At 46.0% G+C, this 18003-nt stretch carries 14 protein-coding genes; 2 read left to right on the top strand and 12 right to left on the bottom strand.

All coding sequences use genetic code 11. From position 1 onward, the window contains the following. Positions 1 to 64: 64 nt before the first annotated feature. From MLD56_RS10830 to MLD56_RS10805, 6 genes are all read right to left on the bottom strand, one after another. A complete protein-coding gene (locus MLD56_RS10830) occupies positions 65 to 877 on the bottom strand; it encodes a DUF3891 family protein (RefSeq protein WP_029519094.1) in 813 nt (270 codons plus the stop codon). 131 nt (positions 878 to 1008) lie between these two features. Then, entirely contained in the window at positions 1009 to 1797 is a 789-nt protein-coding gene (locus tag MLD56_RS10825; protein ID WP_029519093.1) for a response regulator transcription factor, read from the bottom strand. Further along, the gene (locus MLD56_RS10820; protein ID WP_029519091.1) at positions 1769 to 3730 is read right to left on the bottom strand and encodes a sensor histidine kinase; all 1962 of its coding nucleotides are present in this window, start codon (positions 3728 to 3730) and stop codon (positions 1769 to 1771) included. Before MLD56_RS10820 ends, MLD56_RS10825 begins: the two co-directional genes overlap by 29 nt. Positions 3731 to 3776: 46 nt before the next feature. Continuing rightward, positions 3777 to 5423, bottom strand: a complete 1647-nt coding sequence (locus MLD56_RS10815) for an extracellular solute-binding protein (RefSeq protein WP_029519090.1) — start codon at positions 5421 to 5423, stop codon at positions 3777 to 3779. Positions 5424 to 5449: 26 nt separating this feature from the next. Then, positions 5450 to 6337 carry a carbohydrate ABC transporter permease gene (locus MLD56_RS10810; protein ID WP_029519089.1) on the bottom strand — a complete coding sequence of 296 codons (888 nt, stop codon included), beginning with the start codon at positions 6335 to 6337 and terminating at the stop codon, positions 5450 to 5452. Between the two features lie 14 nt (positions 6338 to 6351). After that, on the bottom strand, positions 6352 to 7314 hold the full coding sequence (locus MLD56_RS10805) for an ABC transporter permease (RefSeq protein ID WP_029519088.1): 963 nt from the start codon (positions 7312 to 7314) through the stop codon (positions 6352 to 6354). A gap of 253 nt (positions 7315 to 7567) precedes the next feature. Here MLD56_RS10805 and MLD56_RS10800 point away from each other — a divergent pair, with 253 nt between their 5' ends. Further along, positions 7568 to 8458, top strand: coding sequence for a hypothetical protein (locus MLD56_RS10800; protein ID WP_029519087.1), 891 nt, complete (start codon positions 7568 to 7570; stop codon positions 8456 to 8458). Positions 8459 to 8703: 245 nt separating this feature from the next. On the opposite strand, the gene MLD56_RS10795 is transcribed toward MLD56_RS10800, so the two are convergent. The 4 genes from MLD56_RS10795 to MLD56_RS10780 form a co-directional block, all read right to left on the bottom strand. After that, positions 8704 to 9561, bottom strand: coding sequence for a hypothetical protein (locus tag MLD56_RS10795; protein WP_029519086.1), 858 nt, complete (start codon positions 9559 to 9561; stop codon positions 8704 to 8706). Between the two features lie 181 nt (positions 9562 to 9742). Further along, on the bottom strand, positions 9743 to 10189 hold the full coding sequence (locus MLD56_RS10790; RefSeq protein WP_029519084.1) for an acetyltransferase: 447 nt from the start codon (positions 10187 to 10189) through the stop codon (positions 9743 to 9745). A 125-nt stretch (positions 10190 to 10314) separates the two neighbouring features. Continuing rightward, positions 10315 to 11814 carry a UxaA family hydrolase gene (locus MLD56_RS10785; protein WP_029519082.1) on the bottom strand — a complete coding sequence of 500 codons (1500 nt, stop codon included), beginning with the start codon at positions 11812 to 11814 and terminating at the stop codon, positions 10315 to 10317. 17 nt (positions 11815 to 11831) lie between these two features. Beyond that, positions 11832 to 13325 carry a tagaturonate reductase gene (locus MLD56_RS10780; protein ID WP_029519081.1) on the bottom strand — a complete coding sequence of 498 codons (1494 nt, stop codon included), beginning with the start codon at positions 13323 to 13325 and terminating at the stop codon, positions 11832 to 11834. A 314-nt stretch (positions 13326 to 13639) separates the two neighbouring features. Here MLD56_RS10780 and poxB point away from each other — a divergent pair, with 314 nt between their 5' ends. Next, positions 13640 to 15364 (top strand): ubiquinone-dependent pyruvate dehydrogenase, encoded by a 1725-nt coding sequence (gene poxB / locus MLD56_RS10775; RefSeq protein ID WP_029519080.1) that lies wholly within the window; start codon positions 13640 to 13642, stop codon positions 15362 to 15364. A gap of 99 nt (positions 15365 to 15463) precedes the next feature. On the opposite strand, the gene MLD56_RS10770 is transcribed toward poxB, so the two are convergent. Continuing rightward, positions 15464 to 16468: a LacI family DNA-binding transcriptional regulator gene (locus MLD56_RS10770; protein WP_029519078.1), complete on the bottom strand. Its 1005-nt coding sequence runs from the start codon at positions 16466 to 16468 to the stop codon at positions 15464 to 15466. Between the two features lie 87 nt (positions 16469 to 16555). Beyond that, a complete protein-coding gene (locus tag MLD56_RS10765) occupies positions 16556 to 17956 on the bottom strand; it encodes an MFS transporter (RefSeq protein WP_029519077.1) in 1401 nt (466 codons plus the stop codon). Between the last annotated feature and the right edge of the window lie 47 nt (positions 17957 to 18003).

Raw genomic sequence — 18003 nt, 5'->3', positions numbered from 1 at the left:
GTTCAGGGAGGCTTTTCTCTGCGTCTACAAACAAATTATTGTTCGAGGCTGTATTCGTAGACGGTCAGGCATTCTCCTTATGTTCTTCTACTTCCATGATATGTTCAACGGTAAAGGTTCGATGCGTCCATTCGGAAGAACGGTAAGCCTCTAGGAGACCGAAGGTACGAATTTTCTCCTTGTCCACCTTTTTAAAGGTATGAGTAATCCCTACCTTGCCCTTGAAAGGAAAAAAGGAGAGACCTACAGTCTGATCCGATAGCCACTCGGCCCAAACTCGCCCGCTTTCATGACGAACAGCCGGGAAGCTCAAACCTTCAGCAAACCATTCATATTCTACTGTAGGCGTACCCGGCTCTCGACTGCACAAAAACAGACTCAATTCGTCGCAAAACAACATTCTCCGTACATCCGTCCGCACTTGATGGTCGAAGGTTACGCCACATGCCAGCTCCTGTTTGAGCCTCAGACGACGCTGTTCCTCCGCTTCCTGATAAGCATGCGTAATCTGCTTGTCCTGAGCATTTTGATGCTCGGTCCGCCCGACTAGCTCCTTGTACATCAAGCTACACAGCAACGCAGCATACGTGTTTCCTTGTTCGACTTCATCAATCCCAAGACGATAGAAAACAAAACGTGGACTGAGCGGAAAATCAATAAATGTATAAGGTACTGACATATGATCATTCCAGAAAGGAGCAGCGTCTAACTGTATCCAACCCCGATCATGCTCCCTTGCTGCATATACAAAATCCTGCTTATGACGTCTATTCTTGAAGGCACTCTCTTCCCATTGTAAAGCCAACTCACCTGAAATATGGGCATGGTCATGCTGCGTCGTCATGATATAAGCTTGGTCCGTTTCATAAATAACCATATGCTCTCCCCTTCCGTTCGGCGATTCGTGTGATTGTGTACAAACTCTCTGATTGAAGGTCATGGTTATGCATACGTTTATTATATCAGGATAAGGGTAAAAAGGCAGTGGAGTTTTCCCCCTCTTTATATCTAATTACCCCTTTGATTCTGCACTCGAAACTGCTGCGGGCTCATCCCCTCCAGCTCACGAAACACTTTGTTAAAGTGCTTTGCATTGTCAAAGCCCACGTTAGCCGCAATTTCATAGATCCTGCCCCCTTGACACTCCAGCAGCTTTTTGGCTTCTGAAATGCGCAGCCTTTTTACATATTGAACAAAGCTGAGGCCTGTATAAGCTTTGAACGCCTGACTAAAATACGTATAATTCAAGGATACTGAGTTGGATACTACTGCCATATTCAAATCCTCGCTGTAATGAGCGTGGATATATTGGATAGCACGTGTCATACTACCACTTCTATCGACGTTGGCACTCGCGCCAGCTAGTCTATCTTTCTCTACGCCGACAACACTATCGTATGTGAGGGGGTTCCTCTCCTTCAATTCCTCATTCAAAACTGCCAGCGCACCGAACAGTTCCTCCCTTACGATCGGCTTGAGCAAATACTCTCGTGCCCCACAGCGAATCGCTTCGCGCGCATACTGAAACTCGTCATATCCACTGAGAATGATCACCAACGGCCTGCGTTCCGGCTCCAGCTCACGAATATGCTGCATCAGCATAATGCCATCCATAATAGGCATACGGATATCCGTTATCACCAACTCGGGCAAAAACTGCTTCACATGCTGCCAGGCTTCCCTTCCGTCCTTGACCAGTACACATTCATAGAGACCGGAAAATTCCCGTTCGATCATAGCTTGAAGTCCCATTCGAATATTTTTCTCGTCATCCGCAATCAACAGCTTGGTCGTCATGGTCCGTCCCCCTCATCATGTAACGTCTAGGCAAAATCAGGGTCACTGTCGTCGATTGTCCGTGGATGCTGTCCAGTCTTATGCCATACTCTGCGCCATACTGCATACTTAAACGGCGATGCACATTATACAAACCGATTCCCCCATTCATCCCGGGCTCGAGGGAATCCATATCCGTTCGCGCTAGACCAGCCATGATGGCGTTTCTTCTTTCTTCAGAGATCCCCACTCCGTTATCCTGTATACGCAATTCTATGATATCCTGCTTAGAGCAGGCTTCAATCGTGATGCTGAATGGGCTTTGCAATGTACTCCACCCGTGCTTGATAGCATTTTCGACTACAGGCTGCAGCGACATTTTCAGCATCTCCAGTTCCATAAACGCCGACGATAGATGAATTTCCAATCCAATTTGGTTATCGTGGCGAATGTTCATGATGGCCACGTAATGCTGGATATGTCGGATTTCATCCCGCAACGTAACACACGACCCGGACCATTGGAGATTATAACGCATCATCGAGCCAAGGGAGGTAAGGGCATCCGACAGCGGATACTGCCGTTCTATCTCCGCCATCATTTTTAAATTTTCCAATGTATTATAGAGAAAGTGGGAATCAATCTGATGCTTGAGCGCTAGCAGTTCAGCTTCTTGAGCAGTGGCCTGCTTGTGTACTGCCTCGGCAATGAGCCCGTTAATTCGACTCAGCAGACTGCGAAAATATAAAGCCAGCTCAGCCACTTCTCCCCGTCCATATACTGGAATCTTAAGCTGAAAGTCACCCTCCTGCTCTACTTTTTTCATGGATTCACGCAGGGTATGTAGCTGCTTGAGAATGAAGGCATGCAAGGTATAGGAAATGACGGACATAAACAAAATCAGCATACTAATAATGAGCAGCATAGCATTGCGTTTCTGACGGAGATCACCCAGCGGACCGTCCAGCGCCACCACATTTAGCAGGTAGGCGTCCAACCCTTCTATATAACGATACAAACCAAGATAAGGCTTATTCCCATAGGTAAAGTCAAAAACACCACCCTGTCCCTGAACGCGGGACTGTAACAGATGGTGCACATGGGACAGAGGGATCGGAATGGGATCAGGTTGAAAGGAAGCTGTAGCTATATCGGTAGAAGACACTAATTTTCCACCGTTTGAGATGGAATCCCCGCCGTTCAGAATGAACATTTGCCATGCGCGATTACGTTGCGGGATTCCAAATACCCTAGGTGAAAATAGCTCCAGCCTCATATTTGTTTCTACCAACCCCGCGTGTCTTCCTCCAGTAGACTGAATTTCACGCAGCAGTGCCATATACTGCACTGTCTCACTTTCCTGGCGGGATTGTCCCCCAAGTAAGCTTTTCGGCCCCTTGTACATATCCCACCATATTTTCCCTTGTCGGAGTTGAGCCGCTTTCAGCCAGGAAGCCTTAGGCAATCGTGATTCTTTGAAAATCATCGGCCATATTTCATGCGTCTGGGGATTATTGGTATACAGTCGAATGTTCTCTACATTGGGATTACTGTACAGCAAGTGCTGTAAATTTGGAAACACATTCAAGTTGAATTGGACTAGCTCATCGCTGCTTATTTCACGTTCCTCGGTTAGATAATGAAGCACGTTGCGATCTGAGATCGCAAGCTGTGCGGTTCGCTCCATAATTTCCATATTGCTATGAATATGGGCCAGCTCTGTATCCAACACATACTGATTTTGTACGGTAATGTCTTTCATTGTATTCTCGTACAGTTGGTGAAAGGTATATAGCGAGAACAATACCACCGGGATTAAAATGACGCCGATATACGCGACAATGAGCTTAACTTGAAGGGAACAACCGCCAAGCCGATCGGTCGTTCCCGTCATCCACTGCCATATCGTGCGGCGCAGCAGGCTCTTCATCTGTGAACGTGCACGGCCTGGCATGTAATCACATCCTTAGGGGTTCAATAGATTAAGTTATTGAATTAAATCATTTGGTGAACTGTTCAATTTTCTTAAGGTTTTCCTCATAGGCTTTTTGCTGATAAGCCAATACCTTGTCATAGCCTGCTTTTCTGCGGTCTTCCAAAAAGCGGGCAAACAGCCGATCGAACTCCTCATCCGAGGAAGCCAGCAACAGTTTCGGTAATGCCTTGCCCCAAATTTTGTCTATCTGGCCTGACGCAATGCCTTCTGCCGAGGTTCCGGTCGGTTTGATATTCTCATATTGAGAGAAGCTGTGGGTCTTGCCTTTCGTCCAATCTTCAGGCTGCTTATACGGCTCGACACTGGGCGGCGCCCACTGCAAATTCATATTTGTATCCATCAGCATCCAGAAAGTGAAGGAGGCGCCATACTTTTTGTCAAATGCAGACCGATCCTTGTTCAGCAGCTCCAGTACCTCCGGCTTGAAGGCTGGCTTACCGTTAACTGTGTCCCACAGCTTTCCCTGCTCCCCCAGATACAGATCACGATTCCCTTCCTCGCTAATCAGATAAGTCAGAAATTCAATAGCCCGCTCCTTGTCTTTGACATCCTTCGAAATAAGCGTCACCGTCCACCCGGAAATGCCCGGCCCGGCCAGCGTCGGCGGGTCCAGCTTACTGTTGGAAGGTCCATCCACCGCAATGTAGACGGAGTTGGGATCTTTCGCATGCAACGTCACCTGTTGTGTAGCAAAATCAGAGCGCTGATATAGCATGGCAAAATACCGTCCCTGTGCCACCTTCTCCTCCATTTGCGGACGTTTGTCGATAAATACGTCCTTGGCGATCAGACCCTGCTCATTGGCTTGACGGAATGTTTTGAGCCAGCGAATGTACTCTTCGTCCGATCGACGGTCGTACAGCTTTCCGTCCTTCTCATGTGGAACGGCTAAAAAATTAAGTAAATAGTCTTCAAAAGAATAATTTCCGTTATCCGTAAATTCGTGGAACCCTATCGGGATCAGCGGTTGACCGTTTATCTCCGGGAATTTCTCCTTTGCTTTTTGAAGCGCTTTCAGAAATCCCTCTGGTGTTCTCATATCCGGCTTGCCAATCGCCTCGTACATATCCTTCCGAACCATAAACGTTTGATTGGAGACAAAATTTTGGCCGTATTTTTGGTAATCCTGTGGTGAAGAGGACGCGTTAGGATACCCATATACATTCCCGTCCGTTTGACGATACCATGACATTTTAGCTGGGTCTGCCACTTTAATCAGATATGGATCATATTTCTCGGCCAACTTGTTAAGTGGGAGCACCATCTTGCCCTCGATCATTTTTTTGATCGCATCTTCCCCCCAACTGAGCGTGACAAAATCAGGCAGTTTGCCCGAGGCGAGCATGGTATTCAGTTTTTCATTTTCATTCCCTGCGGGTACGATAAAATTAACGCTGACCCCAGTCTTTTGCGTCACATACTTCGAGGTCATATCCGTTCCCCACTTGTTCGGGAACCAGGAAAAATTCAAATACCAGTCAAACGTAATCGGCTCTGTATCCGCCTTCCAGCCTGGCGTATCTGCCGAAGCCTTAGTTTTCTCGTCCTTCAATTCCGTGACAGCGCCACTTCCACCGGACGTACACCCCGCGAGCGGTCCTATCAGCAGCACGACGGCCAACAGCCCTTTCTGCCATTTGCGAATATTCATCATAAATCTCCCCCTTGGATGATGTGCTAACCCTTGATCGATCCGATCATCAGACCCTTGACGAAATACTTCTGCAGAAAAGGATATACCAGTACAATGGGCAATGTCGTCACGACCATCGTCGCCAGCTTGATCGATTGCGAAGTGACAGACTGGGCAACGCCCCCCGGTGCAGCAGCCATCATTTGATTAGAGCTGGATTGGGCAACAACCCGGTACAAATACGTCTGAATCGGCTGAAGATCCGTATTATTAATATAGATCATTCCAGTAAAATAATCGTTCCACTGGTATACCCCATGAAACAACGCAATCGTCGCTACTACCGGCATGGATACAGGGAGCACGATTCGGCAGAAGATACCGAAATCATTCGCACCGTCTATTTTCGCCGCCTCTTCCAGTGCATCCGGCAGTTCTCGGAAAAAAGCCATAAAAATAATAAGATCAAAAAAGCTGAACATCGCAGGAATGATGTACACCCAAAAGCTGTCCAGCAGTCCGAGATCACGAATCAGCAAATACGTTGGAATCAATCCCCCACCGAAAAACAGGGTAATGGTACCAATCAGCATATACAGCTTGCGCCCGATCAGCTCCTTACGGGAATATGCATATGCAATCATAGCGGTAAAAAACACATGAACAATCGTGCCGATAAGCGTCTTGGCAATAGTCACTCCCATCGCAGTCATAATACCGTTGTTAGCAAATACGGCCTGATAGCTGCCCAGACTGAAGACTCTCGGCCACCAGTAAATGCCACCCCGCATAGCGTCTGCTCCTTCGTTAAAGGAGTTCACCAGCACATACCACACGGGATACAATGTCACAAAACAAATGATCAGCATGAAGACGTTGTTCATGAAATCGAATATCGCTTCGCCTGCTGTTCTACGTTGCAATAGCTGCATGCACCCGTCCTCCTTCAAAATAGGGATGTATTATTCACCCGTTTGGTCACCGAATTGGCAATTAGCAGCAAAATGAGAGCAAGAACCGATTTCAGCAAACCCACCGCGGTAGAATACGAGAAACGGCCCTGCTGAATGCCCACCTGATATACATAAATATCAACTACATTACTTGCACTTTCATTCAGCGAGTTACGCAGGACGAGAATTTGATCGAAGTTGGAGTTCAATATGCCGCTGACCGCCAAAATAAACAAAATGGATATGGTCCCCTTGATAGCGGGAAGTGTGACGTACCACATTTTCTGAAACCGTCCGGCCCCGTCAATGGTGGCCGCTTCGTACATGTCCGTAGATACCCCCGCCATGGCTGCCAAATAGATAATAGCTGACCATCCAAGCTCTTTCCAGATATCCGAGCTAACGACGATAGCCCAAAAATAGCTCGGCTCTGCCAAATAACTGATCGGCTGGTCAATCCACCCCCAGGCTAGCAACAGTTGATTGATCATCCCGGTATCTGCCAGCCACGTCGTTAAGATCCCGCCAAGAATGACCCAAGATAAAAAGTGCGGAAGGTACGAAATGGTCTGAATAGATTTTTTGAACCGTGTAGACCGAATCTCATTCAAAAACAGAGCAAATACAATAGGTAACGGAAACCCGATCGCCAGCTTGAGCAGGCTAATGCCCAGTGTGTTTTTGACAATGTACCAAAAGTTATCATCCTCCAAAAAGGCCCGAAAATGCTCTAACCCTGCCCAAGGTGCGCTTGATATGGTTCCAATGATGTCAAAATGTTTGAACGCAATTAAAATACCGTACATCGGAATGTAATGGAAAATAATCATCCATACCACCCCAAGCAGCGCCATAGTCTGCAAATGTCTTTGTTGAACCCATTTGCGCGCTAGTGATGCTCCTCTTCCCGATCGAACCGGCGGCTGTGGCTGCGGATTCTTCCCTCCTGTACTCATACGAAGACCTCCTTTCTTTGTAATGTAAGCACTTACATTTATTATTTTAAAGGCTTCTGCTTCGTATGAGTAGTACTGGATTTTTTGATTTTGGTATCTAAAGTTCAGGTGGGGATCTGACTATAGGCGAGAATTTTCTTCCATACTTTGGATTTTCATATCTATTAATTTACGAAAAAGACTATCAGATGGTACGATAAGACTATATGTGATTCCAATCATTACCTATATACCTAGATCAGGAGGATTAAGAATGGAAGAATTGGTTCGTTCGATTCAGAAACAGGTTCGAATTAAAAAGTTTGCTTGCTGGGCGGGGCTCATCATGTTTGGTCTGTGTACTTTAGTTGGCATTGCAGCTCAGGAATGGCTTATGACGCTCCTGTCACTCGGGATGACAGTCTTATCAATCTATGGGTTAACCATGATGCGTGGTATGACGAAGTTTACTAAAGAGTATCAACCGGGAAAGGGCTACGGTTATTATCGCCGTACGGTACAACAAAAGCTGCGCTATCTAACTTGGGGACAGTGGTTAGTAGGCGGCCTTATTGTCCTGATGTTCTTTATATTTAACGTCCGACTTAGTGCTTTTCTCATTGCTATCTTGGGTATCCTGACTATTCAGTTCAGTATCAAAAAACGAATTAAAAATCATCAGGAACCCGATGTCACTGAGCTGGAGGAGTTTGTACGGATGGGGATTGTTTCTCCGCATGAGCAGACTATTGGTGTATATAAAGATTTTCTACACCTGAGTCATACATTTCGGGGTAACCAAATTGTTATCGTTACAGACAAACGCCTGATTTCTGTATTTGTGGAGGAACAGGGGCGTGCGGTGAAGACGGAAATGTTACTCTCGGGTATAAACAAAATACGCGCCATCGGTACGGGTTTTCAAGGTCAAGGTATATTGCTGTCCGTAAGCAACCGTGACCATAACGAGCTTCACATTCATATGGTCGGAAAAAGCATTTTCTTTTCTCCAGAGCAATTTATAGGTTCCTTGCTACGGGCACTGGATGCAGCGTTAAAAAGCAGATCATACAGTACGGAAGAACCATTCCCGGTTTACCAACAGACAAGGATTTCATTGCATCCGTCAGAACAGGGTTTGCTGCATAAACCTACGACAGCTTAAATATTGTTGGGACATGTACCGCGTTATATATACGGTATGATCGGTCTTCATCATACGCCAAATAGCAAGTAAGCCCTGACCTAAATGAGCTTACTTGCTATTGGGTGTACTTCCACATCATATTTTCCAATCAACTGCCTACCTGCTAAAACAACTAATTTTCTACTGTACTTCTGCCTTCTTAATGATTGGCTCCATGATAAAACACCGTGATGAGATCATGACTTGTAACAAACACTAGCAAACTAAACAGACTGAGCGACAGAGAGCGTGAAATCAATTTTTTCATCCTTTAACACTCCTTTTAAAATAGTTATATATTGGTCTTGCTGTGTTGCTGTAGCTTGGGATCTGAAAATTTCAAATACAGCGGTACATTTCCTAAACTCATGTTCATGTTCCATACCCAGGGTATCGGACAGCATGAGAGATTGCAGGATATAGCCCAACGCAACCGTAAACTGTTGTTGCTTGATATAGTAAAGAGCCAGTTGATAGCAGAAGCGAAAATAATAAGATACATTCACAGGCTCTTCAAAATATTTAAAACCTTCAATTTGTTCGGCAAATGATTCCAGCACAGCCTCTAAAGAATAGTCGTATCTCGACGCTCCCTCAACGATGGAAAGAAGCCCCGGTAACAGCTCTTCCGGATTGTTACGAAGAAATTGGATATATTCCTGCAACACTTCGGCATGGCCTGACAAAATATCAAGGGCATACAAATTAGCTCTGGCAGCATAGCGGTAATATTCCACCTCTGCTTCCCCATATTGATCAAGACCATTAAACCAGCCCAATTCTGCATATTTTTCGATGCAATCGCGAGCGGCCTCATACTTGCCCTGTTTTTGGAAAGCCATGCCTTTCATGAGATGACTGTAGCCGTAGTAGTAGACTAGCGGCCGTTTGGTATGTATGGGTTGTATAGGTTTCTTGCGCGCTTTGTAGAGCTGCAATTCCTGATACTTTTGGTTGACATGGCTATACAGCCGGTCGCATAAAGCAATCATATTGGCACCGTCCGCAAATGAAAAAGACAGCTTAATCATGTTGACAAGTGTGTCTAGATCTGTGATGTCGGAGTGAACAAGATCATCCACTATTCCCGCCTCCTTGTCTGACTTTTTATATTCACCAAACAAAAGCAAGCTCTAAACCTTAACCAAAAATAACTTAATTACGTATTTATTACGTAATTAAGTTATAACATGAATTCAAACATATGACAAGTGCATTATGATAATATATTCCATTTTTAAAATACCAACGAAAGTAGATCGTTCACTTGTTCAATTCCATGTGAAGCAAAGGAAATGCCCTACCTGATCCATCCAGTGCAGAACGCGCCGTTTGTACAAAGCCGTAATGTCTGTAGAAAGCATACGCTTTCTCGTTCTGCTCATTCACGTCCACTTTGAGGTGTTTCCCTTTTATTTTTTCAGCATGCTGGATGAGTCGGCTGCCTATGCCCTGCCCATGGTGTTCAGGGTCCACAAACAGCATCTCTATTTTTAATCCGTCCAGCCCGATAAAACCTGTTGGTTCTTGACTTGTATTCCATTCCATCCAAACTTCAAGTTCTCTTAAAACACCATTGCGTACGATATGATGATAAAATTGAATGTCCTCTTCCGCCAAAAATGTGTGCGTCCGGCGTACAGCCCGCTGCCAAATATCAACGAGTTGATCATGATTTTCTTCCCGATAAGCAACAATTTCATTTTGCACGGTACTTCCCCCTTATTTAAATATCGATATTGCATGTTTTGCAGTAAGTCTAACATGCCTATTTAGAAGCATACAAACACAAAAAAGGAAGCGGAGTAATTCCGCCTCCCTTAGACTACAGCCTTTTACAACGTAACACCGTTTTTAAAAATAGCGAGCTCCCTGAAATTGTTTTTCTCATTGTTCACCCATGTTCCGCTGGCTACATCGACGATGTAATCGACAAAGTTGCGGAGCGCATCTTCCATACTGACATCCTCCACCAATGAACCGGCGTTATAGTCGATCCAATGAGGTTTAGCCTTATATAACGGCGAGTTGGTTGATACCTTCATCGTCGGAACAAAGGAGCCAAACGGCGTACCGCGTCCAGTTGTGAAAATGACGAGTTGGCAGCCCGCTGCGGCGAGAGCTGAAGATGCCACTAGATCATTGCCCGGCGCGCTGAGCAGGTTGAGTCCCTTGGTCTTGAGACGTTCCCCGTACTGAATGACATCAGTGACCGTGGAAGACCCGGATTTTTGCGTACAGCCCAGTGATTTATCCTCCAGCGTCGTAATGCCCCCTGCTTTATTGCCCGGTGACGGATTTTCGTATACTGGCTGCTTGTAATCCAGAAAATATTGTTTGAAATCGTTAATCAGATGTACGATCTTACCAAATACTTGCTCATCGGCAGCGCGCTCCATTAAAATCGTTTCCGCGCCGAACATTTCAGGTACTTCTGTCAATACCGTTGTTCCACCTTGCGCTGCCATATAATCCGACAATCGTCCGAGTAGTGGGTTGGCAGTAATACCCGATAAGCCATCAGATCCACCGCATTTCAAGCCGATGTTCAGCTCAGACAATGGTACAGGTTCCCGCCGATCTTCTTGCACGGCCGCAAAAATTTCATGAAGCAACCTTACCCCTTCCTCTACTTCATCCGACACATCTTGGGAAAGCAAAAACTTTACCCGCTCCGAATCATATTCCCCGATGGCTTCCTTAAATTCTTTCATTTCATTGTTTTCACAGCCCAAACCCAGTACAAGTACGCCACCTGCGTTCGCATGTTTCACGGCATCGATCAAAATCGTGCGCGTATGTGCATGATCGTCACCCAACTGAGAACAACCATAGTTATGCTTGAGCACAAGTGCATTTTCAAAAGGTGAAATATCTCCCACTTCCTGCTTGAAACGGTTTAAAATAAGTTCAGCGATCCCGTTCACACAGCCGACCGTCGGCACAATCCACAACTCATTGCGAATCCCCACACGACCGTCCTTTCGCCGAAAACCTTGAAACGTACGACTCTCCTGTTCATATAAATGAGGAGCTGGCTTAGGCTTATAAGTGTACTCTTCTACGCCTGTCAGGTTCGTCTTCGTATTATGCGTATGCACATGCTGACCTGCCTGAATGGGCTGAATGGCATGACCGATGGGATATCCGTATTTCAGAACATGCCCACCTACAGGTACATCCTGCAAGGCGATTTTATGCCCACGTGCTACATCCTCGGCTAGCTCCACCCGTTGTTCTTCTTGTGCTCCCCATGCCAGTGTTTCTCCCTGCTTGTAATCACGCAAGGCGACAGCCACGTTATCTTGATTATGAATTTGAATGAATTCCAGCATTCCGGTCTCCTCCTTGCTTATGCTCTGGGCACGCTGTTCCCGGTTAGAGAATCGAGCGTCTCCTTCATTCCTCTGCTTGTAATTTCATACACGTGCTGTGCCGTTTGTTCAGCCAGCCCTTCGATCTGGTTCAAATCTTGACCCCACCATGTTTGCTTGCCGAGTACCCGCTCAGTCAATTGCTTCGCCCCGGCGAGAGTACCGTCATATTTACTCCACAGTTCACCAAACGTGCTCAACACTTCAGCTTCGTCTGCCAACGCAATCGACTCGCCATTTCTATCACCCCGGTAAAATACGAGTAAGGACGCCAGTGAAAACACGATTTTGGCAGGCAGCTCCTTACGTTGTTCTACATACTGGAGCAAGGATGGCAAGTTCCGTGTCTTGAACTTTGACACCGAATTCAACGCAATACTCATAACATAATGACTTACATATGGATTACGGAACCGCTCAATAACATCGTCGGCATATACATTTAATTCCGCTTCTGGTGAGTCCAGCGTCGGAATAATTTCTTCTCGAATCAGCGACTGGATAAAACTGCCCATAATATCATGCTCAACCGCCTGCCCCACTGTGTCCAGGCCATATAAATAAGCTACAGGTGTAAGCGCCGTATGTGCTCCATTCAAAATACGCACTTTCCGTGTACGATATGGCGCCATATCGTCGACAATCAGGACATTCAATCCGGCCAAATGAGCAGGCAATTCCTCTTTAAGCCACTGTGGCCCTTCAATAACCCATAAATGATACTGTTCGCCCACAACAACCAAATCGTCCTTGTAACCCAATTCCGCTTGGATTTCATGAATTCGGTCTTTGGGATAACCAGGTACAATTCGATCCACCAAACTGTTGCAGAACGTATTTGCTTCCTCTATCCATGCAATAAACTCAGCTCCAAGCTTCCATTGGTCCGCATATTTCAGTACGATTTCCTTGAGAGCGTCTCCATTACGGTCGATGAGCTCGCATGGAATGATGACCAATCCCTTGCTCTGATCGCCCCCAAAAAATTGAAAGCGCTTATACAGAAAGGCAGCCAGTTTGCCCGGGAAGCTCTTTTGCGGACGATCTTCTAGCTGATCGTCTGGGGCATAAGCGATCCCCGCTTCCGTCGTATTCGACACAACAAAACGCAGCTCCGGCTTTTGGGATAGTGCTTCATACTCCAAAAAGTCCGAGCCGTACGGATTAATCCCACGAGAGACGCACTCCACAACGGTATGCTCCTTCATGGCCTTCCCATCCTTAATCCCTTCAAGAATAACCGTATACAGGTCATCCTGCTCGTTAAGCTTCTCCACGAGGCCTCCTGGCTGCGGTTGTACAATCACAACTCCCGTATTCCATTCTGCCAGCTTATTCATTTTGTCAAATTGCCAGTCTACAAAAGCACGCAGAAAGTTCCCTTCCCCGAATTGCATCACCCTCACAGGATGCGGGTCTGTAACGATAAAGCTTTTTCTGTTTAATTGATCTAATGCATCTACTTTTTTCATCCGGAGTATCCTCCCACTATTACCATAATGATTTCAACGTTATTTTAGCATAATGCACACGTTAACAAAATAGTTTTCTCAACATTTTTACTTTATAAAAATAATAATGACAATAATATGAACACGTTAACATAAGAGTTTTGCATAACAACCAGCAAGTATATGGACCTCTTTCTGTTGTTTCGCTGCTGAGCCAAGACGGTTAAGGCTAACTATCACCCTATCCGAGACCTTGTCCTTATATACTTTTCAGGAGAATAGACGCAAGAAAGCACGGGCAGGATAACACTACTTACTAGGCAGGAGGAACATCTATGAAGACAATTGCAGATACTATTGTACAAGTTTTGGTCAATGCAGGGGTCAAGCGGATTTATGGCATTGTTGGAGATTCTCTAAATAATATGGTGGATTCCATTCGCAGCAATGGTCAAATCGAATGGATTCATGTAAGGCACGAAGAAGTGGCTGCCTTTGCAGCCGGAGCGGATGCTGACCTTAGTGGCAGCATTGCTGTATGTGCCGGAAGCAGTGGTCCCGGAAATTTGCATCTGATTAATGGTTTATATGATTGTCACCGCAATCGTGTGCCTGTACTGGCTATTGCCGCTCACATTCCAAGCGACGAAATCGGAAGCGAATATTTTCAAGCGACGCATCCTGAACATCTTTTCGGAGAATGCAGTCACTTCTGTGAAGTTATTACGACACCGCGTCAAATTCCCAGAACGGTGACCATGGCCATTCAACAGGCAGTTTCACGTTCAGGTGTCTCCGTCATTGTTCTTCCCGGTGATGTAGCAGCATTGGGGGCGGAAAAGGTACCCGTCCCTGAACATGTCTACCATCCCACTACACCTGTAGTGCATCCGTCAGCTTCCGAAATTTCCCGACTGGCCGAATATTTGAATCAAGGCAAACGAATTACGCTACTATGCGGCGCCGGCTGTTCACAATCTCATGAATTGCTCATGCAGCTATGTGACAAGTTAAAATCCCCCATGGTATCCGCTCTGCGAGGCAAGGAATATCTGGAGTATGACAACCCTTATTATGCTGGATTAACGGGACTGATCGGGTATTCTTCCGGGTACCATGCGATGATGGATTGTGACGTCCTACTTATGCTCGGAACAGACTTCCCTTACAGACAATTTTACCCTGAAGATGCGATTGTCCTACAGGTAGATATAGAGCCAGCCCATCTTGGCAGACGTACTCCGTTAACGTATGGTTTATGTGGGGATGTAAAAGCCACGTTGGAAATGCTGCTACCGCATTTAACATCAGAGCATGATTCCAAGCATCTAGAGAAAACCGTCTCCCACTATACCAAGGTACGCCAGGAGTTGGATGACCTTGCTGTCGGTAAACCAGGTCATACGCCGATCCATCCGCAATATCTCGCCAAGGTCATCAGTGACGCCGCGCAGGAAAATGCTATTTTCACCTGTGATGTCGGTACTCCCACTGTATGGGCGGCGCGTTATTTGCAGATGAACGGTCAGCGCCGGCTTCTCGGATCGTTCAACCATGGTACGATGGCAAATGCGTTACCACAAGCGATTGGAGCACAGGCCACTGAGCCTGACCGACAAGTGATTGCCCTCTCAGGCGATGGCGGACTCACGATGCTGATGGGCGACCTGCTCACCCTGAAGCAGCATCATCTGCCTATCAAAGTCATTGTTTTCAATAATGGCGCTCTCGGTTTTGTCGAGCTGGAAATGAAAGCGGCCGGATTTCTGGAAAACGGTACTGAACTGGTGAATCCTGATTTTGGTGCTGTAGCGCAAGCCATGGGACTCAAGGGCATCCGGGTTGAAGATCCGACCATGCTGGAAGATGCCATTCAGCAAGCATTGGCTCATGATGGCCCTGTTGTGGTAGACGTGGTGGTGAACCGTCAGGAGCTATCCATGCCACCCAAAATTAATCTTAAACAAGCAGAAGGATTTACACTGTGGATGATGAAAGCGATGCTAAACGGACGTGGTGACGAGATTGTAGAACTGGCTAAAACCAATCTCTTTCGTTAAATATAGACGAAGCAGAACGCATTTCAGCCTAAAAGGGGCAGAAACCATAAGTCTCGCATGGTTTCTGCCCCTTTGGCCTACCTGTTAATCAAACGAAACTTAGTGTGGTCTGCCTGCCGTTGATTTCCGCTTCATGAGCGCGGTCTCCATAAATATAAGCTCGCCCTCATTGGACGGTGACTGAATTCGTTCCAGAATGCAGGCGGCTCCGCGCTCGCTAATCTGCTCAATCGGTCTTTTGACTGTTGTTAACGGTGGAGTCGTATACATTGAGAACCCGATATCGTCAAAACCAATGACAGAGATATCCTCTGGTACCTTCAAGCCGTTTTCGAATACCGCATTCATTGCCCCAATAGCCATATCATCGTTAGAGCAAAATACCGCTGTCGGCGGCTCCTGCAAGGAAAGCAATTGCTTCATTGCCTGGCTACCACTTTCAGTATCATAATGACCTTGCACGATATATTCATGTCGAATGGGCTTACCACTATCAATCAACGCATTCATAAAACCCTCGCGGCGTTGCTGGGTAGACTTGAAGCCTTCTACCCCTTCGATGATCGCAATGCGTTCATGCCCACTTTCAACGAGAAAGGAGACCGCTTCATAGGACCCTTCTTTATCATTAGAAATCACGTTTACAATCCCCGCCCCGGACACCTGCCGATTCAGAACAACAAGCGGAATGCCTTGACCGAGCACATGATAAATAAAAGGGTTGTCCGCCTCGCTCTGGCTCATCAGAATGATACCATCAAAACGCTTGCGGTGTATGGCCGAAAAATCAGCGTAATCGTCAATTCCTCGCACAAACAGATTGTAATCTACCCCAATGACATGATTAACACCGCGGATGGTATCGGCAAAAAAACTGGAGCTTGTGCCTTCTGAAATACTGGTGAAAAACAAGCCAATCGTATGCGAGCGCTGGAGAACTAGGCTTTTGGCATTAAAATTTGGAATGTAATTGAGTTGCTCTGCCAACTCCATAATTTTGCGTTTCGTATCTTCTTTAATCAGCGGGCTGTTATTGAGCGCCCGGGAGACGGTTGTATGGGAAACATTAGCCAATTTGGCAATGTCTTTAATGGTAGCTGCCATATACGTATCCTTTCCTTAGTGAGGCTCTAAAAAAATTATATACCCACCATACCACAGGAGCCGCCCGGAAAAGAAGACTTTCACAAATTATACGCGGTTGTCCGCATGTCGACGCTGTAATTCTTGAACCATTTCTGCATGTCTGCTGTCCGTCAGCTTGTACATTTTACCGATGACCAGCATGGCCAAAGCCAGGGCAACAGCCGGATAGAGACAAAGTAATGCTTTGATCCCAAGCAGGGTTCCAGAGGACTGAACCACATTCGGAACATACCCGATGAGCGCTAGTCCAATACCCGATAGAAAGCCAGACAAGGATTGAGCCAACTTACGTGAAAAGTTAAATAACGAGTAAGTAATCCCTTCCTTACGCTCCCCGGATGACCATTCGCCATAATCAATAATATCGGACACGAATGCCCAGGTCACCCCGTTAGGAATACTAATACCAATGAACGAAATACTGGCCAAGATTGTGAAAATGTATACATTTGAAGGCATAAAAAAGTTAATGGAGTCGGCAATGACACTAACCAGCATCCCCAGTATGGCTGTTTTTCGTTTACCGAAACGCCGTACCAGCTTGGGCAGGAACAATACACCCAGTAGCGACGAACCGATAATAATAAAATTCATATAAGCCATTAACTCTACATGCCCCAAGTTATATTCGGCAAAATAGATCAGCAGAGCGGACTTAATATTGTACGCGGATATAGTGAAAATCGTCATCAAAACGAGCACCAGCAAAGGCTTGTTATTCGTAAAAGTATGCACAATAACGCCTATAGATAGCTTCTCTTTTGGCCCGGACTGGCTAATAATACGTTCTTTCGTTCCTCGGTAACATATGATGAAAGCGATCACACCAATGAGTGACATAATCCCCATCACAACCGGATAGCCAACATGGTGGTTAGGAAATAGTAAAATAAGCGGCATGACAACGACACTGGTGACGAATAATGCGCCCAGCGATCCCGCCTGACGGAAAGATGACAATGAAGCACGCTGATGAGTATCCTGTGTAATAGCGGCACCTAGCGAGCCGTATGGAATATTTACAATAGAGTAGCCGATCCCCCAGATCATATAGGACGCATAGGCGTAAATGAGTTTTCCTGTGGGTGAAATATTCGGCGATATAAAGGTTAGAACCGTAAGAATTGCAAGGATAACGCTTCCAACAATAAGAAAAGGTCTAAATTTTCCACGTGTACCGATATGTTTGCGATAATCAACAAAGGACCCGACAATGGGATCACAGACGGCGGCAAATAGCTTGCTGACCAAGAAAATGCCTGCGGCGGCTCCTGCAGAAACCCCTGCTACATCTGTAAAAAATTTCAGCAAATACAACTGCCCCAAATCAAACATGAATCCGTTTCCAAAGTCACCCATACCATACGAAATCTTTTCTTTCAGGCTAATATGCTCGCCTGTCTTGTTGTCAGTTTGGACGTTCTCCTGCACGATAGGCACTCCCATACCTACACACTCCTCTTTGTTTGTAATTAATTTCACAAAATTAGTTC

The organism is Paenibacillus peoriae (assembly GCF_022531965.1).
GTDB classification, from domain to species: domain Bacteria; phylum Bacillota; class Bacilli; order Paenibacillales; family Paenibacillaceae; genus Paenibacillus; species Paenibacillus polymyxa_D.
The sequence above is the reverse complement of the archived record's forward strand: the minus strand, read 5'-3'. Positions and strand labels throughout refer to the sequence as shown.